The 15,988-nt window shown below is 61.1% G+C and carries 13 protein-coding genes and 1 pseudogene; 7 read left to right on the top strand and 7 right to left on the bottom strand.

Annotation, left to right across the window (positions count from 1 at the left end):
• Window positions 1-72: 72 nt before the first annotated feature.
• The 5 genes from B2V90_RS16740 to B2V90_RS16720 all read right to left on the bottom strand — a co-directional run bounded on the left by B2V90_RS16740 (window position 73) and on the right by B2V90_RS16720 (window position 3,878).
• On the bottom strand, window positions 73-960 hold the full coding sequence (locus B2V90_RS16740; protein WP_216314155.1) for a DMT family transporter: 888 nt from the start codon (window positions 958-960) through the stop codon (window positions 73-75).
• Window positions 961-1,009: 49 nt separating this feature from the next.
• Complete coding sequence (locus B2V90_RS16735; protein ID WP_216314157.1) at window positions 1,010-1,879, bottom strand: hypothetical protein; 870 nt, start codon at window positions 1,877-1,879, stop codon at window positions 1,010-1,012.
• 26 nt (window positions 1,880-1,905) lie between these two features.
• Window positions 1,906-2,223 carry an NIPSNAP family protein gene (locus B2V90_RS16730; RefSeq protein ID WP_216314159.1) on the bottom strand — a complete coding sequence of 106 codons (318 nt, stop codon included), beginning with the start codon at window positions 2,221-2,223 and terminating at the stop codon, window positions 1,906-1,908.
• Window positions 2,224-2,229: 6 nt separating this feature from the next.
• On the bottom strand, window positions 2,230-2,892 hold the full coding sequence (locus B2V90_RS16725; protein ID WP_293922393.1) for an EthD family reductase: 663 nt from the start codon (window positions 2,890-2,892) through the stop codon (window positions 2,230-2,232).
• Between the two features lie 92 nt (window positions 2,893-2,984).
• Entirely contained in the window at window positions 2,985-3,878 is an 894-nt protein-coding gene (locus B2V90_RS16720) for an IclR family transcriptional regulator (RefSeq protein ID WP_253204312.1), read from the bottom strand.
• A gap of 195 nt (window positions 3,879-4,073) precedes the next feature.
• Here B2V90_RS16720 and B2V90_RS16715 point away from each other — a divergent pair, with 195 nt between their 5' ends.
• The 4 genes from B2V90_RS16715 (at window position 4,074) to B2V90_RS16700 (ending at window position 8,169) form a co-directional block, all read left to right on the top strand.
• Window positions 4,074-4,841, top strand: a complete 768-nt coding sequence (locus B2V90_RS16715; RefSeq protein WP_216314164.1) for an SDR family NAD(P)-dependent oxidoreductase — start codon at window positions 4,074-4,076, stop codon at window positions 4,839-4,841.
• 37 nt (window positions 4,842-4,878) lie between these two features.
• Entirely contained in the window at window positions 4,879-6,378 is a 1,500-nt protein-coding gene (locus B2V90_RS16710) for an aldehyde dehydrogenase family protein (RefSeq protein ID WP_216314166.1), read from the top strand.
• Window positions 6,379-6,455: 77 nt separating this feature from the next.
• Window positions 6,456-7,490: an alcohol dehydrogenase catalytic domain-containing protein gene (locus B2V90_RS16705; protein WP_216314168.1), complete on the top strand. Its 1,035-nt coding sequence runs from the start codon at window positions 6,456-6,458 to the stop codon at window positions 7,488-7,490.
• A 160-nt stretch (window positions 7,491-7,650) separates the two neighbouring features.
• Window positions 7,651-8,169, top strand: coding sequence for a nuclear transport factor 2 family protein (locus B2V90_RS16700; RefSeq protein ID WP_216314170.1), 519 nt, complete (start codon window positions 7,651-7,653; stop codon window positions 8,167-8,169).
• 20 nt (window positions 8,170-8,189) lie between these two features.
• Here B2V90_RS16700 and B2V90_RS16695 read toward each other — a convergent pair whose 3' ends face one another.
• Both B2V90_RS16695 and B2V90_RS16690 read right to left on the bottom strand, forming a co-directional pair.
• Window positions 8,190-9,293, bottom strand: coding sequence for a CaiB/BaiF CoA transferase family protein (locus tag B2V90_RS16695; RefSeq protein WP_216314172.1), 1,104 nt, complete (start codon window positions 9,291-9,293; stop codon window positions 8,190-8,192).
• Window positions 9,293-10,216 (bottom strand): fumarylacetoacetate hydrolase family protein, encoded by a 924-nt coding sequence (locus tag B2V90_RS16690; protein WP_216314174.1) that lies wholly within the window; start codon window positions 10,214-10,216, stop codon window positions 9,293-9,295. Before B2V90_RS16690 ends, B2V90_RS16695 begins: the two co-directional genes overlap by 1 nt.
• A gap of 230 nt (window positions 10,217-10,446) precedes the next feature.
• Between B2V90_RS16690 and B2V90_RS16685 the strand changes: the two genes are divergently transcribed.
• The 3 genes and pseudogenes from B2V90_RS16685 to B2V90_RS16675 form a co-directional block, all read left to right on the top strand.
• Complete coding sequence (locus tag B2V90_RS16685) at window positions 10,447-12,861, top strand: TonB-dependent receptor (protein WP_216314176.1); 2,415 nt, start codon at window positions 10,447-10,449, stop codon at window positions 12,859-12,861.
• Between the two features lie 902 nt (window positions 12,862-13,763).
• Window positions 13,764-14,948 carry an MFS transporter gene (locus B2V90_RS16680; RefSeq protein WP_286868765.1) on the top strand — a complete coding sequence of 395 codons (1,185 nt, stop codon included), beginning with the start codon at window positions 13,764-13,766 and terminating at the stop codon, window positions 14,946-14,948.
• 298 nt (window positions 14,949-15,246) lie between these two features.
• Window positions 15,247-15,988 (top strand): annotated as a pseudogene (locus B2V90_RS16675) (IS630 family transposase); the annotation flags it as partial.

Raw genomic sequence — 15,988 nt, 5'->3', positions numbered from 1 at the left:
GAATCCTTCTCAAACACGCTCTCAGACGTTTGATCATAGTGATAGTCTCCCAAAGCAGTAGCTGACTGCAGATCACTCCATCGTGCGTTCGACCGACAACTGTCGGGTTATTCGATGTTCACGCCACGTGATGTAAAGGGTTGCTCCGACAATCACGGCGGCGCCGACAAGCGTCAGGCCGTCTGGAATTTCGTGGAACAGCGCGAGGCCGATAAGAACCGCGAAGACGAGGCGCACATAATCGATCGGCGCCATCGCCGCCGCTTCTCCCACGTGCATGCCCTTGACGTAGCAGACCTGCGTGATGACCCCCATCACGCCCATCGTCCCCAGCAACAGCAGATCCCACAGGCCAGGCCAGCGCCAGACAAAGAATGCGGCCGGCAGCGCAAAGACCGTTCCCAGGGTCGTGCCCCAGACGATCAGGGTGAAGGCGCTGTTATCGCGCGACATGAACTTGATGCTGATGATGGTGAACGCGAACAGGAAAGACGAGGCGAGTGCCGCGGCTTCTCCAAGTCCGAACGGGACGCCGCCCGCCGATGGCCTCAGCATGACGAGCACACCGGCAAAACCGATGAGCGTCGCCAGGATACGCGCGCGTCCGATATGTTCGTGGAGAAGCACCGCCGCCAGCGGCACGATCCAGAGCGAACGGGTAAAGGACAGCGCATTGGCCTCGGCCAGCGGCAGCTCCTGATAGGCATAGAAAGCGAATATAAGGGCCAATGTTCCGGTGGCCGACCGGAATATCAGCATCGCGGGCTGGCGCGTGACATAGGCCGCCCGCCAGTTATGCAGGATCGCGGGCGCGAGGATGAGCCAACTGATGGCGGAGCGATAGAAGGCCTGGAGCGAGGCGGGATAGTCCGATCCCAGGAACTTCACGAGCGTGGTCATGAAGGTGAAGCTGACGGCCGAGCCGAGCATCCACAGCGCGCCGCGGAGGTTAGGGGTCAAGACCGGCCCGCCAGGCCGGCGGATATCTTCCAGCTTCATGTGGGCTGCCTCATTCGGCGAGCAGCAAATCTGCCGCCTCCGCTGCGCTTTGCCCGACATCAACGCCCTTTGCGCGGGCTGCAGCGTTGGCGGCACTTACGACCCCATCGAAATAGGTGCTTCGGCCATCACCCATGCGCGCGCTGAGAGCGCTGACGGACGCTCCCGGGATGCCATCCTCGTCCGTGGCATCGAGCGCGACCAGCCCGGACCGGTTCTTCCCGATCCCGCCGTCCGAGGAGATATAGCCATGCGGCCGGAAATGGCGGAGATAGCCGATGACGCTAGCGCCGGTATGTCCCGCGACGCACAGCACGTTGCGGCCGATATCTTCCTCAAGCGCATAAGCGATGGAATCGGTGCAGACGATGCTCCGGCCCTGCGGACTTGTCTTTACGACAAGCCGGTTGGTACGCACGCCCTCAACGCGCGCGACCGGCCGACCCAGCTTTTGCGCGGCTTCGCATACGGTCATGCCCGGCACGACGCCGGCATCTTCGGCGAGAGCGTTGATCCGGCTGATCACGCCCTCTTCATAAAGGTCGAGGCCGTTGCCCATCTCGGCCGTCATGCTGTCCGCCGCGGCGGCGGCGATTCCAAGCGCTTCATAATAAAACAGGCCGGCGATGCCCGCCCCGTCCTTGCCGATGCCACAATCGAGCCCGATCGTCGCGAGCGGTCCGAAGGGTATGATGAGCTTGGCGCAGAACACGCCGGCGTAAGAGGCGTTGACCACCACATCACGGCCGTTGCTCGCCGCAGGCGCATAGAAACCCTCCACGAAAGTCGCCGAATCGAGCACGACAATGCGTGCCCCGTCGTCGCGGTCGATGATGGTGCGCGCGAGCGCCTGGCCTACATGACCTGCGTGATCGGTCATCCTGGATCTCCTGAGAAAGACATCGGCTAGCGCAAGGGTGACGACGATGCAGGGACCAGCACCCGGCTTTCCATCGCCGCCAACATGGGCCGCACCTTGTTGAGATAAGCCTCCCACTCCGGCTCCGCTGCCAGAGATGCGCGGCGGCCAGCGCGATCGTTCAGATCAGAGTAGCCCCACAGGAACACGATCTGGTTGAGCACGCCAATATCGGACATGAAGTACCCGATCAGGTTGCCCAGATGGGCGACCTGAAGCGTCAGGCCAAGCTGCTCGTAGACGGCTATGAACTGCGCCGGTGTATGATCCGGTTTCAGAGTGTAGGTGCGCTGTTCAACGATCATGGCAGGTCACACCATGACCAGTTCTGCGACTTCATAGATCGCCACCGGTTCGAGCCATGGATTGCTGTGAAAGAGCCGTTTACCCAAACTGGAGTTGACCGCCCGAGCTAGCGTCTCGCTATCATCGAACCACAATTCGGTGAGCGCGTCCACGTCCGGCGCGCCCTGGGGTACGCCCGCCGATACAGGGTGATCCTTGTCGATCACCCAGTTCTGGACGATCTTGCGAACCTCGGGCGCGCCTTCGATCATTGCGCGCGCGCTGGTGCTCCAGCCGGATCTGCACTCAGCCGTGTCCGAGCGGGCGCGCGACACGCACAGAAGCTTGGCTGCGGGGCCCCGCGCTGCTGTGTGCAACTCCTGGGGTTCTACGACCAGGATCGTAATACCGCCCTGGAAATTCGCGATATCATCGCGAACCGCCGCATATTCAGGAGAGCGCTCGGAAAACTCCATATCTTCGATGCTGTCAAACCGGAGCTGCGAGAATCCATCGACCGCCTGGATCGGCGACGGGCGCATCTCATAGAGGCGCGCGACGACGTGATTTTGGCGATAGCTCCGCAGGCGTGGCATCTTGCACGCCAATTTTCCATGGACGCTTTTCCAGTGTTCGGCAAAGCTTCGGGGATCAAGGTCTTGACGTCGGCTGATGATGCCTGTCCGCAAAATCATGTGCCGATCTCCCCTAAATCATTTTTTTAGTAATTCTCCTTATATGCGACATTGCCATATTATCAAGCGGTGAATCGACAGGACACCTATCTGCCCAGGCGCGGCGTAGGGAAGTTCGGGGCGGAGATATTGCTCGCTCCGCCCTGGAATGCCTGCAGGCGGTCGCTGATCCGGGCCGCAGCGTCCATGGCCCATTGCGCCATCTCCGGTATATGTTCAGGCTTCACCACGCTCTTGCGGCGCACAAGGCAGATGCTGGCGGTCACGGCATTGGGCGCCCGGAAGATCGGTGCCGCCACGCCCACGACATTCTTGTCGAGCTGGCTGCCGACATAGTGGCCGGCACGGCGAATGGCCTTCAGTTTGGCCCGGAATGCGGGCCAGCTGTCGCCCAGGCCGGCGTCCGAAATCTCCTTGCCATGATTGAGGAGCAGGTTCTTCAGCTGGTAGGTGGGAAGATAGGCGACGATGATGCGCGACGGCGCACCAAAGAACAGTGGAAATGGTCGCCCCCTTTCCATCTGGAGCGTCAGTTTGGGATCGGTTCGGTCGTTAAGGACCGAGAGGACGCGATCGCCATAGAAGCTGCAGAGCACCTGTGCGCCGGCGACCTTATCGCGCAGTTCGGCAATGACTGCGGGCGCCACTTGCAAAAGTGGATCGGCTATCCTGATCTGGCGGTCGAATTCAATGAAACGTGGTCCAAGCACATAGCCGCCGCCTGCCGCAGGCACGAGAAAACCGGCATCATAGAGCGCCTTGACGTAGCGATAGACCGTAGCGCGAGCGAGACCGAGCCGCTCGACCAGCATATCCGCGGTCCACGAGGGCGCATCAACGGTGAAAAGATCGAGCACACCCAGAACCCGCGTGGTGCTGCTGTCCGGCCGGCCGCGCACGGGCTCGGCCGCATGCTCACCATCGCCAGGCATTTGGCCCGGTTCTGCTTGCTCATCCGGTATCTGCGCCGATTTGGTCACCAAGATATTGTCCTCATTGTCTCCACAGCAAAGAAAGCACTTATCGTCCCTCAGCGTGAGGGTCCAGCGTCAGCAATCACCTAAACACAATTGACAACAATCTCATATTTGGAGATGATGCACGTAAATTGAGACGGCCGGGCAGATCCTGCTGCCACTTCAAAAGCGGTCGTCAGAACCTCGGGAGAGCGATGAATGCGGTTACAAGGCAAGCGCGCCATCATCACAGCGGCTGCGTCCGGCATGGGCCGGGCAGGCGTAGAGGCATTCGCGCGTGAAGGCGCCGATGTCGTTGCGGTGGACATCGATCAGGCAAAGCTGGAGGAACTGGTCGGTTCCATAAGCGATGCAGGTGGCCGGGTCACAGCGCTCGTCGCCGACCTGCTCGACCCCCAAGCCTGCCGACAGGTCGTGAGCGAATCGGCGGAGCGGCTCGGCGGTCTCGATATCCTGTGGAATCATGCCGGCCTGCCCGGAAAGCGGGAAGTCGAGAATCTCGATCTCGATGCCTATGCCCGCGCGATGGATCTCAATGTCCGGTCCGGACTGCTGACGACCGGCGCGGCCATCGCGCATTTCCGCACCGCCGGCGGCGGCTCGGTGCTGTTCACGGCTTCGATCGCGGGCTTGCGCGGGGCGTCGGTCAGTCCCGTCTATTCGGCGGCGAAGTTCGCGGTGATCGGCCTCGCGCGCTCGCTGGCCCAGCGCTACGCGGCCGAGAATATCCGGGTGAATACGATATGCCCGGGACCGATCGAGACGCCGATGCTCTCCCAGTTCATGGATCCCGATTTTGACGCCGAGCTCGCAAAGCAGTCGGAGGCCCGCACGCGGGCCAGCGTTCCCATGGGCCGCGTGGGGCGACCTGAAGAGGTCGCGGCCGCGGCGCTCTGGCTGGTTTCCGACGAGGCGTCCTTCGTCAACGGCGCGGTGCTCCCGGTTGACGGCGGGACGATGGCCTGATCTCTCCCCGTCATCCTATTCAAATAAGGAATTCGTCATGTTGAACGCGAACCTCTCCCCCGAAGTCGCAGCCGGCTTTCTGGACGGCAAGCCGAAGCTCCTGCTGATCGACGGCAAGCTGGTGCCTGCGCTTTCGGGGCGGACGTTCGACAGCATCAATCCCGCAACCGGAAAGGTGCTTGCCCAGGTGGCCGAAGGCGGTGCGGAGGATGTCGACCTTGCCGTGGCGGCGGCGCGTCGTGCGTTCGAGGAAGGGCCGTGGAGTCGGTTCAAGCCGTTCGACCGCCAGGCCGCCCTGTTGCGCCTTGCCGATCTCGTCGAAGCGCATTTCGACGAGATCGCCATGCTCGATACACTCGACATGGGGGCGCCGATCACCGGCACGCGATCACGCAAGCAGCGCGCCGTTGCCCTGCTGCGCTATTATGCCGGTCAGGCAACCGCGATTCACGGCGACACGATCTCGAATTCGGCCGCGGGCGAGATTTTCTCCTATACCCTCAAGGAACCGATCGGCGTGGTTGGCGCGATCAACGCGTGGAACGGCCCGTTCGGCATGGCGGTCTGGAAGATCGCCCCCGCGCTCGCCGCCGGCTGCACCATCGTGCTCAAGCCCGCCGAACAGGCGCCGCTCTCGCCACTGCGGCTCGGCGAACTCTGCCTCGAGGCAGGATTTCCAGCCGGCGTTGTCAATATCGTCCATGGGCCTGGCAGCACCGTTGGCGCAGCCCTCGCGGCACATCCGGGCGTCGACAAGATCGCGTTCACCGGCTCGACCGCGACCGGTCAGGCCATCATCCGCGCATCGGCCGGGAATGTGAAGCGGGTCTCGGTCGAGCTCGGGGGGAAGTCCCCCAACATCGTGTTCGACGATGCCAATCTTGAGGCGGCGGTGCCCGGGGCGGCAATGGCGGTATTCGCGAATTCGGGGCAGATATGCTCGGCCGGAACCCGCTTGTTCGTCCAGCGCGGCATCTATGACGAATTTGTCGAGAAGGTGGCCGCCTTTGCCAGGCAGTTGCGCGTCGGCAACCCGCTCGACCCCAATATGCAGCTGGGGCCGCTCGTCTCCGAAGGTCAGCTCGATCGGGTAACCGCCTATCTGGAGAGCGGCAAGGCACAAGGCGCGCGCGCCGCGAGCGGCGGCCGCCGCATCATGGGGGATGATCTGGGGGATGGCTATTTCGTCGAACCCACCGTGTTCGCCAATGTCACCGACGAGATGAAAATTGCCCAGGAGGAAATCTTCGGACCGGTCATTTCTGCCCTTCCCTTCGACACGGCTGAAGAAGCGATCGAACGTGGCAACGCGACAATGTTCGGCCTGGGCAGTGGGGTCTGGACGGAGAATCTCTCCAACGCGCATCGCGTCGCGAAAGGGCTGCGCGCGGGGTCCGTCTGGGTCAATTGCTATCAGGCCATGGATCCTGCGGTTCCCTTCGGTGGCTACAAGATGAGCGGTTATGGCCGTGAGTCGGGCCGCGAGCATATCGAGGAGTTCCTCGAAACCAAGGCAGTGTGGATCAAGACGGCCTGAGCCAGCCGATATCGACCCATCGCTGATTACTTGATGACGACCGCAAGCCAAGCGGCGCGGATGAGAGAGGAACTACAATGAAGGGTTTGGCATTTCATGCTCCGGGCGACGTACGTTATGATACGCTGCCTGATCCGGAACTGGCTGAATCGGGTGATGCGCTGGTCAAGATAACGAGCTGCAGCATCTGCGGCAGCGACTTGCATCTTTACCACGGCGGGCTCGGCTCACCGACACACTGCTTCAGTATCGGCCATGAGGCCATTGGGGAGGTGGTAGAGACCGGCCGCGGCGTCTCGCGTCTCAAGGCGGGCGACCAGGTCATGGTTCCTGGATCTGTGGGATGTGGCGCCTGCCGGCCGTGCATGTCGGGCTTGATCAACAAGTGCGAGAACGGCGGACTGCGCGTCTACGGCATCGGTCGAGGGCTTGGCGGTTGCCAGACCGAAGCCGTGGTCGTGCCTGCGGCCGATTTCAACGCTTTCATCATTCCCGATGGAGTCAGCAATGATCAGGCGCTGATGCTGACCGACAGCCTGCCCACGGCCTATCTCGGCTGTGTCAATGCGGATATCCGCCCCGGTAGCACCGTGGGCATTATCGGACTTGGTCCGATCGGACTGAACGCGGTCGAAATCGCATTCGTTCAGGGCGCGAGCACCGTCTATGCCATCGATCTCGTGCCCGAACGCCGCGCCCGGGCAACGGAGCTTGGTGCAATCCCCCTGGATCCCGCGGTCGCGGTCGAAACGGTGCGTGAGGCCACGAAGGGGCGAATGCTCGATTGCACAATCGAAGTGGTCGGTGCTCGGGCGACGACGGATCTGGCTATCGAGCTCGCCGGACAGCACAGTACCGTTTCCGTGATCGGGGCGGGTCTCGAACGCTACGACTTTCCTCTACTCGCCGCATTCCGAAAGGCGATCACCTTCCGCCCGAGCGTCTGCTCGGTCCAGCGTTACATGCCGGAACTCATCGCGCTCGTCCGCTCCGGTCGCCTGCATCCCGAGCGGCAGATCAGTCACCGCATGAAACTGTCTGAAGGGACCGAAGCCTATCGCCTTTTCGACCGCCGCGAGGCGGGCACGCTGAAGATGGTGCTCGAACCTTAACGAAATCGGTCGTCGAGCGCCGGGAGCCGCGTTCATGCTGGCGTCGAAAGCGGTGATCGCAACCTGCTAGGACGCGGGTCTCGATCCGGGACCGTCTATGGCTTTGCGTCCTACAGCGACCCGACTGATCCTTCACGGCTGAGCGAGAGGACATAGGACCATGATACCAGCAGAAGATTTGCAGTCGATAGAGGCCATCAAGCAGCTCAAAGCACGTTACTGCCATATCATTGACACCAAGCAATGGCATCTGCTCGCAACTCTCTTTACCGAGGATGCGACGTTCGACGGCTTCGGATCGGCACCGCCTGGGGCAAACCGCGATATGTTCGTGGCAGGCGTCTCGCAAAGACTGCGGAACGCGATTTCCGTCCATCATCTGCATCTGCCGGAGATCGTGATCATCGAACCGGACAGAGCTCGCGGCATTTTTCCATTGATGGACTATCTGGAATTCCCGCCCGACGAAGCGCCGCGGGAAGCCCCGGATTCCACCGGGTATATCGGGTACGGCTACTATGAGGAAGAATATCGCCGTGAGAAAGGACATTGGCGCATCGCCTACTCCCGCCTCTCCCGTCTGAGGATCGATCCCCTACCCGCTGGTCGTCCTGCCCGCGCCGCGGACAGGCTAGCCGCATTGCCCGACTGGCTCGATAACGGCAGAGCCGTCACATAATTCGTCGGCGTAGCACTTCTTCACGTCCATCTGGAGAGCACATCCTCCGGCCTGGTTGCCGCGTTCGGAGCCGGCCCCTGAACGGCCGAGGGCGTCCGGGCGAAGCGGGGCGCCGGGGCGGGCTGAACCAGCCCATTAACTTCGACAAAGCAGCCGCGCGCGGCAAGATGAGGATGGGCGGTCGCCTCAGCCAGCGGGATAACCGGCGCGAAGCACATGTCCGTCCCTTCGAGCATCTCGGTCCATTCGTCACGCGATCGCGTCAGGAACATCGCGGCTATGGCAGCGCGCAATTCCGGCCACCGCGTACGATCATGCTGGGAGCCATAGAGGGTGGGGGGCAGGTTCAGGCGTTCGCACAGTTCGCGGAAGAATTTCGGTTCGATCGACCCGATCGACACATAGCCGCCGTCCGCCGTCTCATAGACGCCATAATAGGGCGCTCCGCCATCGAGCAGATTATTACCCCGGACGCCGGAATTTGTGCCCCTGAGGCGGTGGGCCATGGCATTGGTCATAAGGGAGGTCGCGCCGTCACAGATCGCCGCATCGACCACTTGCCCCTGACCCGATTGCCGTGCTTCGATCAGAGCGGCCAGTGTTCCAAGAGCAAGATAAAGCGCCCCCCCACCATAGTCGCCGACAAGATTGAGCGGCGGGACCGGCGGACCTCCCGCCGGGCCGATCGCATCGAGCGCACCGGTAATCGCGATATAGTTGATGTCATGGCCGGCAGCCTTGGCTAGCGGCCCTTCCTGGCCCCATCCGGTCATCCTGCCATAGACGAGCCTTGGATTGCAGTCCGCGATCGCCTCCGGTCCCAGACCCAGACGCTCCATCACGCCGGGACGGAAACCCTCGATCAGGATGTCGGCGCGCTCGATCAGGCGGATCGCATGTTCGCGATCCGCCTGATCCTTGAGATCGAGTAGGATGGTGGTGCGCCCACGGCTTGTCAGATCGATGCTGGATCCAGGTTGCGCGTCGGGGCGATCGATCCGCACAACGTCGGCGCCCATGTCGGAAAGCAGCATGGCCGCGAAAGGTCCTGGGCCCTGGCTCGCAATCTCGACCACCCTGATACCGACCAGGGGGCCGGTTGCCGCATCAGATGGACACGCCATCATGAGATCCTGACGCGATTGCTGAGTTCGCCGACGCCTTCGATGCGGCAGGTCATGACGTCCCCGTCCTCGAGATATCGGGGCGGCTCCATGGCGAAACCAACGCCCGAGGGCGTCCCCGTGGCGATGACGTCCCCGGGCTCCAGGGTCAGGCCTTGCGATAGCTCGCTGACGATACGCGCAATGCTGAAAATCATCTGCGACGTGCTCGCGCGCTGACGTTCCTCGCCATTGATCTGAAGTGATATCGATAGATTCTGCGGGTCGCCAACGGCGTCGGCGGTGACGATCCATGGTCCCACGGGGCAGGTGCTGTCGAGGGCCTTTCCCTTGAACCATTGGCCATGTCTTTGCTGGAGATCGCGCGCGGACACGTCATTGATGATCGTGTAGCCGAAGATGTGGTCCAGTGCCTCGCTCTCTGGAATGTTTTTTCCGCCCCGGCCTATCACGATGGCAAGTTCGACCTCATAGTCGAGCCGGCCGGAGATCCGCGCATCGACCTCGACCCTTTCATCCGGGCCGATGACGGCGGTGGGAGGTTTGGTGAAGAACTGGGGATATGCAGGGAGATCGGTTGATACGCCTCTGACCCTGTCGCCCTCTGCCACATGGTCGAGATAGTTTCGACCTACGCAAAAGATGTTCTTGCGTGGTTTGCCTATCGGCGCTCGCAAGGTCGTGCTCGCTCGAGGCACTAATGCCTCGTCATAACGGGAACCCAGCATAGTTTCATTCAGTATCGAAAGACAAGGTGTCTCCTTGTCGTGCAGGGCGATGAGACCAGCGAGATCCAGGTCCTGACCCCCGCGCCGCATTCCTCCGGTAACGACTGCACGGTTGAGGTCGAGAACCCATCCTTCTTCCACCAGCATGCCCGGCCGCGGACCACATCCAGCTATTTCGTAGCTTATCACCCGCATCACACTCTCCTCCGGACGTTGCCTTGCTGCTTATAGGACCCCGCAGGAACGCAGTGGCGCGTTTCGGCCCTGATCTGGCAAACGAAGCTCCGCCGTCAATCCCGCACTACGCGACAATACTCCAAGTCGCACAATATGCGAAATTTGATTGACAGCAACTGTCTGCCTCCGTAAATCTCGGCCTTAGCTCGACCGGTCATCAGAAGCTGGCAGCGAAGCAGGAGGTGAGGATGAATGGATCGATTCCGGTCCCTGGGGCAGCCCTTCAAAAGCGCGTGACGAGTGCGGCCAAGCGCCGAGCCGTTCGTCTATGGACAAACGCCCGACGGGGTTTCCCGAGCGACGGGTCAGTCGAGCAGCAATCACAATCAACAGCAATAATTTTGGGGGAGACCAACGTGAACAATCGTAATACAAGACTTTCGCTGGGTGTCGTCTTTCCGCTGGTCGGCCTGTCTTTTGCGGGCGCAGCAATCGCCCAGACGCAGGCCGACAAGCCATCTGTGAGCGCGCCGCCTGCCGCCACGGCCCAGAGCGGATTTGATGCCGGAGATATTGTCGTCACCGCGCGCAAGCGCGCAGAGTCCGTGCAGGATGTACCAATCTCCGTCTCGGCCGTCAGCGGGACTATGCTGCAGCAGCGCGGGATCGCCAATCTCGATTCTCTCACCACCCTGGTCAGTGGCGTCACCGTTCAGCGCACCGCGAACAACGTCGCCTCCTTCTTTGTCCGGGGGCTCGGCACCGGCCCCGGCAACGATTCGTTCGAGAACTCGGTGGCGCTGTTCATCGATGGAACTTATGCCGGGCGCCCGCCGGAGGGTAACCAACCCATATTCGATCTCGAGCGGGTTGAGATCATCAAGGGCACGCAGGCGGCCCTGCTCGCCAAGAACACAAGCCTTGGCGCCTTCAGTACCACAACGCGCAAACCTGGCAGTGAATATGCCTTCAACTTCACCGGAAGCTACGAGTTTGCGCTGGGGTCCCATCTGCTGGATGGCGGCGTCGATGTTCCGATCAGCGATACCCTTGCCGTGCGCCTGTCCGGTCAGGCCAATCTTCAGAAAGGCTGGATACGCAACGAGCTGACGGACAAGGAAATTCCCCGGACAAACAGCCTCGCTGGACGCATAGTGGCCGTGTGGAAGCCGACCGCGGATTTCGACGCCACGCTTCTCTATCAGCAATATCGGGTCAATAATACGGGCTTGAACGAACAATATGCGGTGGACCTTATCGGCCGCGCGCAGCAGCTTGCGACGGCCGCCGGCTACACCGGATTTGAAGCGCGTCTCGATCGCCGGACGGCGCGCAATTCAGCGACATTTGGTGACTCCTACGAAACCAATGATGGAAAACGCGCGATCGGAACGCTCAACTATCGTTTGGGCGACTACACCCTCACATCCGTATCGGCCTACTCGGAATATACGCAGGATCGGCCGCAGTTCGACAATGATGAGCTTCCGGGGAAATATACAGACTCCGATATCGTGAATGGCAATCACCAGTTCACTCAGGAAATCCGGCTATCGTCGCCAAGCGACAGAAGATTGAACTTCATCGTCGGGGCGTTCTACCTCCACGAGAAGTGGCGATATGTCCGGACTGTCGATGTCGTCCGGGGAAACCTGCCCGCCAGCGTACTGCCCATAACCGGGATGTTCTTCGAGGATTTCCGGCTGAGGACCAACACGGTCTCGGGCTTTGGCCAGGGTAATTTCAATGTGACGGACGCTTTGACGTTCAGCGTAGGCGTGCGCGTCACCAATGAACGGCGGAGCGCGGATTTCTTCCGGGAAACCCTGGTTCCGGGCGTGTTGACCTCGGTTCTCTATCCCGCCATCGCGCCGGCCACCCGTAAGATCAACGCAACGAACGTCGATGGTTCTGTTGGCGTGCAGTACAAGCTGAATCGGGACTACTTGCTCTATGCATCCTATTCGCGTGGCACGAAGGGTGGCGGCTTCCTGAGTTCGCCGACAAATCCCGATCTCGCGCGCTATGATCCCGAAAAGGCCGACAATTATGAGGTCGGCGGCAAGTTCACGTTTGGCCGAAGCCATTTCAATGTGGCGTTGTTCCAGACCAATGTGAACGGGTTCCAGCAGAGCGTGTTCCTTGGCGGCACGTTCAGGTTCGATCCGCAGGATCTCAAGGCGAAAGGCGTCGAGACCGAGGCGGTCTATGAGGTCTCCGACGCCCTACGCCTCGCCGGATCGCTCACCTACCTGCACGCGCGGCGTGATGACGGCACCGAACCGGTCAATGCACCGAAATGGAGCGGCAACGTCACGGCGTCGTTCCGACAGCCTGTCGGCGACGATCTCCAGTTCACCGCCGACGCCGGCATGAACTTCAAGTCCCGGGTATTTTATGCACCAGAGTCTCTTACTCTGGGCTATGGCTCTCCCACAAATCTCGATGCCAATGTTCTACCGGGAAATGCCTATGCCACGGTTGACGGTCGGCTCGCCATCGGGCCACGCGATGGCCGCTGGCAGGTTTCGCTGATCGGCAAGAATCTGCTGGATAAGGACATCCTGTCCTATGCCCGTACGGCAACCTTCGTGACCGGCGCATCGACCGCTTCGATCGCGATGCCCAGGACTGTCGCGCTGCAATTTTCCATCCGCCGCTAAGTCGAAAAAGAACAGCAGCCGGGCCGCCTCGTTAGTAGGCGGCCCGTTTGCAAAAAATAGGCCGCGGAAGAGGGGAAATCGACTTCTCCCGCCAGGACTGGAATGTGTCTGCAGCATCAGAATAGTCGCCGCGCGCCTGTACGCTTCCTCGGATTCCAATCGCCGCCGAGCGGGTATCAGGCGCCCTCGGAGGCCCAGCAGGCAGTGAACACGTCTGGCACTGTAACCGATACGGTCTAGAGCAGAACAGGACATATTCGCAGACGACGATATTGTCATAACCGCCGCGAACGCAACGAGTTCGTTCAGGATGTTCCGATTTCGGCGAGTGCGGTAACATCGCGCTTCAGAAACGAACGATCGCAGGTTTCGACGCACTCACCAGCGGCAGCATTCGACGGTTCCCACGCGGGTAATTGAGAGAAGCCTAGATCACAATCGCGGACTGTATCATAATAGCTATAAAATATCATATCTCCTATTGTGGGACTTTCATCTCTTTTAGTTGACGCGCGTCATCAATCTGATAGCTCTGGCGCTGTATCGCAAGAGCCCGCTTCCGCGGCGAAAATCGGGGGACGATGTATGGGGGACCCGCGTAAACCATCGCGACCGAGCCGATCGAAATTAGGGCAGCGCCGCGGTAGATGGCGCTCGACAGCCGCTGCTCATGGAGCTCCCTGACGAGACGGAACCTCTGACAGCCATGCTTTGCCGTTACGCGTCGAGCCGCTCGTTCCGACCAATTTTCCCACATTCGCCTTCTTCCCGTAGAGTTCGGCCGTTCCCGCGCGAACCCATGTCTTCGTCGAAATCTTGCCTCCAAGGATCAATCTCGCATGCGTCCAGAGACTTCAGCGCCACGGCTTGCCCAAGGAGACGAAACCTCAAGGCTGAATGGCATGCGGCTCTATGTAGCCGTCGCCGTGTGCGTGTTGATTGCGATGCTGGATGGTTTCGACGTGCAGGCCATAGGCATTGCCGCCCCTGTACTTTTCCCGGAACTGAAGCTTGATCCCATCCACGCCGGGCAAATCTTCTCAAGCGCACAGGTCGGGTTCGTCGCGGGAGCATTGCTGGGTGGCGCACTCAGCGATCTGCTTGGTCGACGCAACGCGTTGATGAGCGGTGTCATTTGCGTGGGCGCATTCAGCTTGGGGACAATATACACCTTCAGTTTCGATACGTTGCTTGCCGCACGCCTGTTCACCGGACTCGGAATTGGGGTCGTGGTCGTCAACCTGATCAGCCTGACGGTCGAGATCGCGCCGACGAAGCATCGTGCCAAGATCGTGGCGATCACTCTGGCCGGTTTGCCAGCCGGTGGAGCGATCGCCGCTCTTGTAGGTCATGCTTTTATCGAAAGCTCAGGGTGGCGTTCGCTGTTCCTTGTAGGCGGTTTGGCTCCCCTGCTCATCGCCCCCTTCCTTTTGCTCATCCCGAACATGCGGCCGCACCGGCAGAAGCAGGACGGCGTCGGCAAGGAATGGCTTCATGCCCTGTTTGGGGAGGGGCGCGGGATCAGCACGATGTTGCTTTGGCTCACGCTCTTCCTTGGTTCTTGCATTCTATACCTGATCCTCAACTGGCTCCCAAGCTTGATGACCGATCGAGGCTTCACCGTTCAGTTTGCCCACCGCTCATCGGCGTTCTTCAGCATTGGCGGTTGTGTCGGCACGCTGGCGATCGGCGCCGCCGTCGACAGGTTCGGTTATCGCAGCGTGCTGCCGCTGGGATATGGGGGTGTCGCCATCGGGGTGGTCGGGCTGGCTTTCGCCGCAGCGCCTGCATCAATCCTGACTTTCGCTGCGGTCGCAGGTTTCTTCATCCTTGGATCCGGCTACTCGCTCAACGGCCTGGCACCCGCTTACTATCCTACGGCAGCGCGGGGACTGGGAATAGGCGCATCGGTGGCGGTCGGTCGGGCAGGATCGATCGTCGGACCGCTCCTGGGAGGCTATATCTTGAGCGGGGGGATAGCATCCTTGCCAAGTGGCGCTGTTGGCGTGCTCATCGTGACAGTTCCACTGGCCATCGCTTCTGGCGCGATCGCCTATCTACTGACGCTCCGCGCCCGGATGCTCTAGGCTCAGACTCCGACTGGCGCAGAGCAGGTCGCCAAACGACTCCCGCGCGTCCGCCTGTACCCTGCACAGTGCTCCACTAGTCGCACACGCGATCGGTGATGTCAGATTTTTAACCGCACCTCGTCCCCGTGTCCGACTTCTCCGTATCCGACGGAGCGGAAACCGTTGAAGCTTGCCGGAACATTATCGATCGCACCGGTCGCCTAATACCCACCTGCGCTGAGGCTGACTCAGGTAGGGGATTCCCAAACTGCCGAAAGTCTGAATCAATGGTGGCCAGCATTTGGAGGGAGCACCCATGGGATCAGCGATCGGCTTGCGGGATGATTTTGACGGCCCAGCATTGAGGCGGTTGGCGCGCGGGTCGAAGAGCGCGAACCAGGCCCGGCGGCTGTTGGCATTGGCTGAGATCTACGACGGCGGCAGCCGGACTGCGGCGGCGCGGATCGGCGGAGTTGGTTTGCAGATCGTGCGCGATTGGGTGGTTCGGTTCAACGCCCGTGGTCCCGATGGACTGCTTGATGGCAAGGCGCCGGGCGATCCATCGCGCCTCGATGATGTCCAGCGGCGGGCGCTGGTCGAGGTTGTCGAACGCGGCCCGATCCCGGCGATCCACGGCGTTGTTCGCTGGCGCCTGATCGATCTGGTCCAGTGGCTGCACGACGAGTTTTCGGTGTCGCTCGATGAAACCACCGTGGGGCGGGAGCTGAAGAAGCTGGGCTACGTCAAGCTGACGGCGCGGCCTCGCCACCATGCCCAGAACGAACTTGCCATGGACGCCTTCAGAAAAGGGGCTTCTCTGCCGAACTGGCAAAGGTCAGAGCAACCCTCACGAAAGGCACGCCCATAGAGATATGGTTCCAGGACGAAGCCCGCGTCGGTCAGAAAAACAAGATCACGCGGCGCTGGGCCAGACGAGGGACGAGGCCATCGGCCCCGAAAGATCAGCGGACGAAATCGGCCTACATCTTCGGCGCGATCTGCCCGGAACACGGCAAGGGCGCAGGACTCGTTCTGCTGTGTGACGACAGTTATGTTGG

This window comes from Sphingobium sp. UBA5915 (assembly GCF_002431195.1).
Classification (GTDB): domain Bacteria; phylum Pseudomonadota; class Alphaproteobacteria; order Sphingomonadales; family Sphingomonadaceae; genus Sphingobium; species Sphingobium soli.
This window is presented reverse-complemented; position numbering and strand designations above follow the sequence as displayed.

Bases quoted from the DNA above. Each gene is read 5' to 3' on its own strand.
- B2V90_RS16710 (WP_216314166.1), top strand. From the start codon at position 4,879: ATGTTGAACGCGAACCTCTCCCCCGAAGTCGCAGCCGGCTTTCTGGAC.
- B2V90_RS16680 (WP_286868765.1), top strand. From the start codon at position 13,764: ATGCGGCTCTATGTAGCCGTCGCCGTGTGCGTGTTGATTGCGATGCTG.
- B2V90_RS16690 (WP_216314174.1), bottom strand. From the start codon at position 10,216: ATGCGGGTGATAAGCTACGAAATAGCTGGATGTGGTCCGCGGCCGGGC.
- B2V90_RS16700 (WP_216314170.1), top strand. From the start codon at position 7,651: ATGATACCAGCAGAAGATTTGCAGTCGATAGAGGCCATCAAGCAGCTC.
- B2V90_RS16735 (WP_216314157.1), bottom strand. From the start codon at position 1,879: ATGACCGATCACGCAGGTCATGTAGGCCAGGCGCTCGCGCGCACCATC.
- B2V90_RS16695 (WP_216314172.1), bottom strand. From the start codon at position 9,293: ATGGCGTGTCCATCTGATGCGGCAACCGGCCCCCTGGTCGGTATCAGG.
- B2V90_RS16730 (WP_216314159.1), bottom strand. From the start codon at position 2,223: ATGATCGTTGAACAGCGCACCTACACTCTGAAACCGGATCATACACCG.
- B2V90_RS16715 (WP_216314164.1), top strand. From the start codon at position 4,074: ATGCGGTTACAAGGCAAGCGCGCCATCATCACAGCGGCTGCGTCCGGC.
- B2V90_RS16705 (WP_216314168.1), top strand. From the start codon at position 6,456: ATGAAGGGTTTGGCATTTCATGCTCCGGGCGACGTACGTTATGATACG.
- B2V90_RS16685 (WP_216314176.1), top strand. From the start codon at position 10,447: ATGAATGGATCGATTCCGGTCCCTGGGGCAGCCCTTCAAAAGCGCGTG.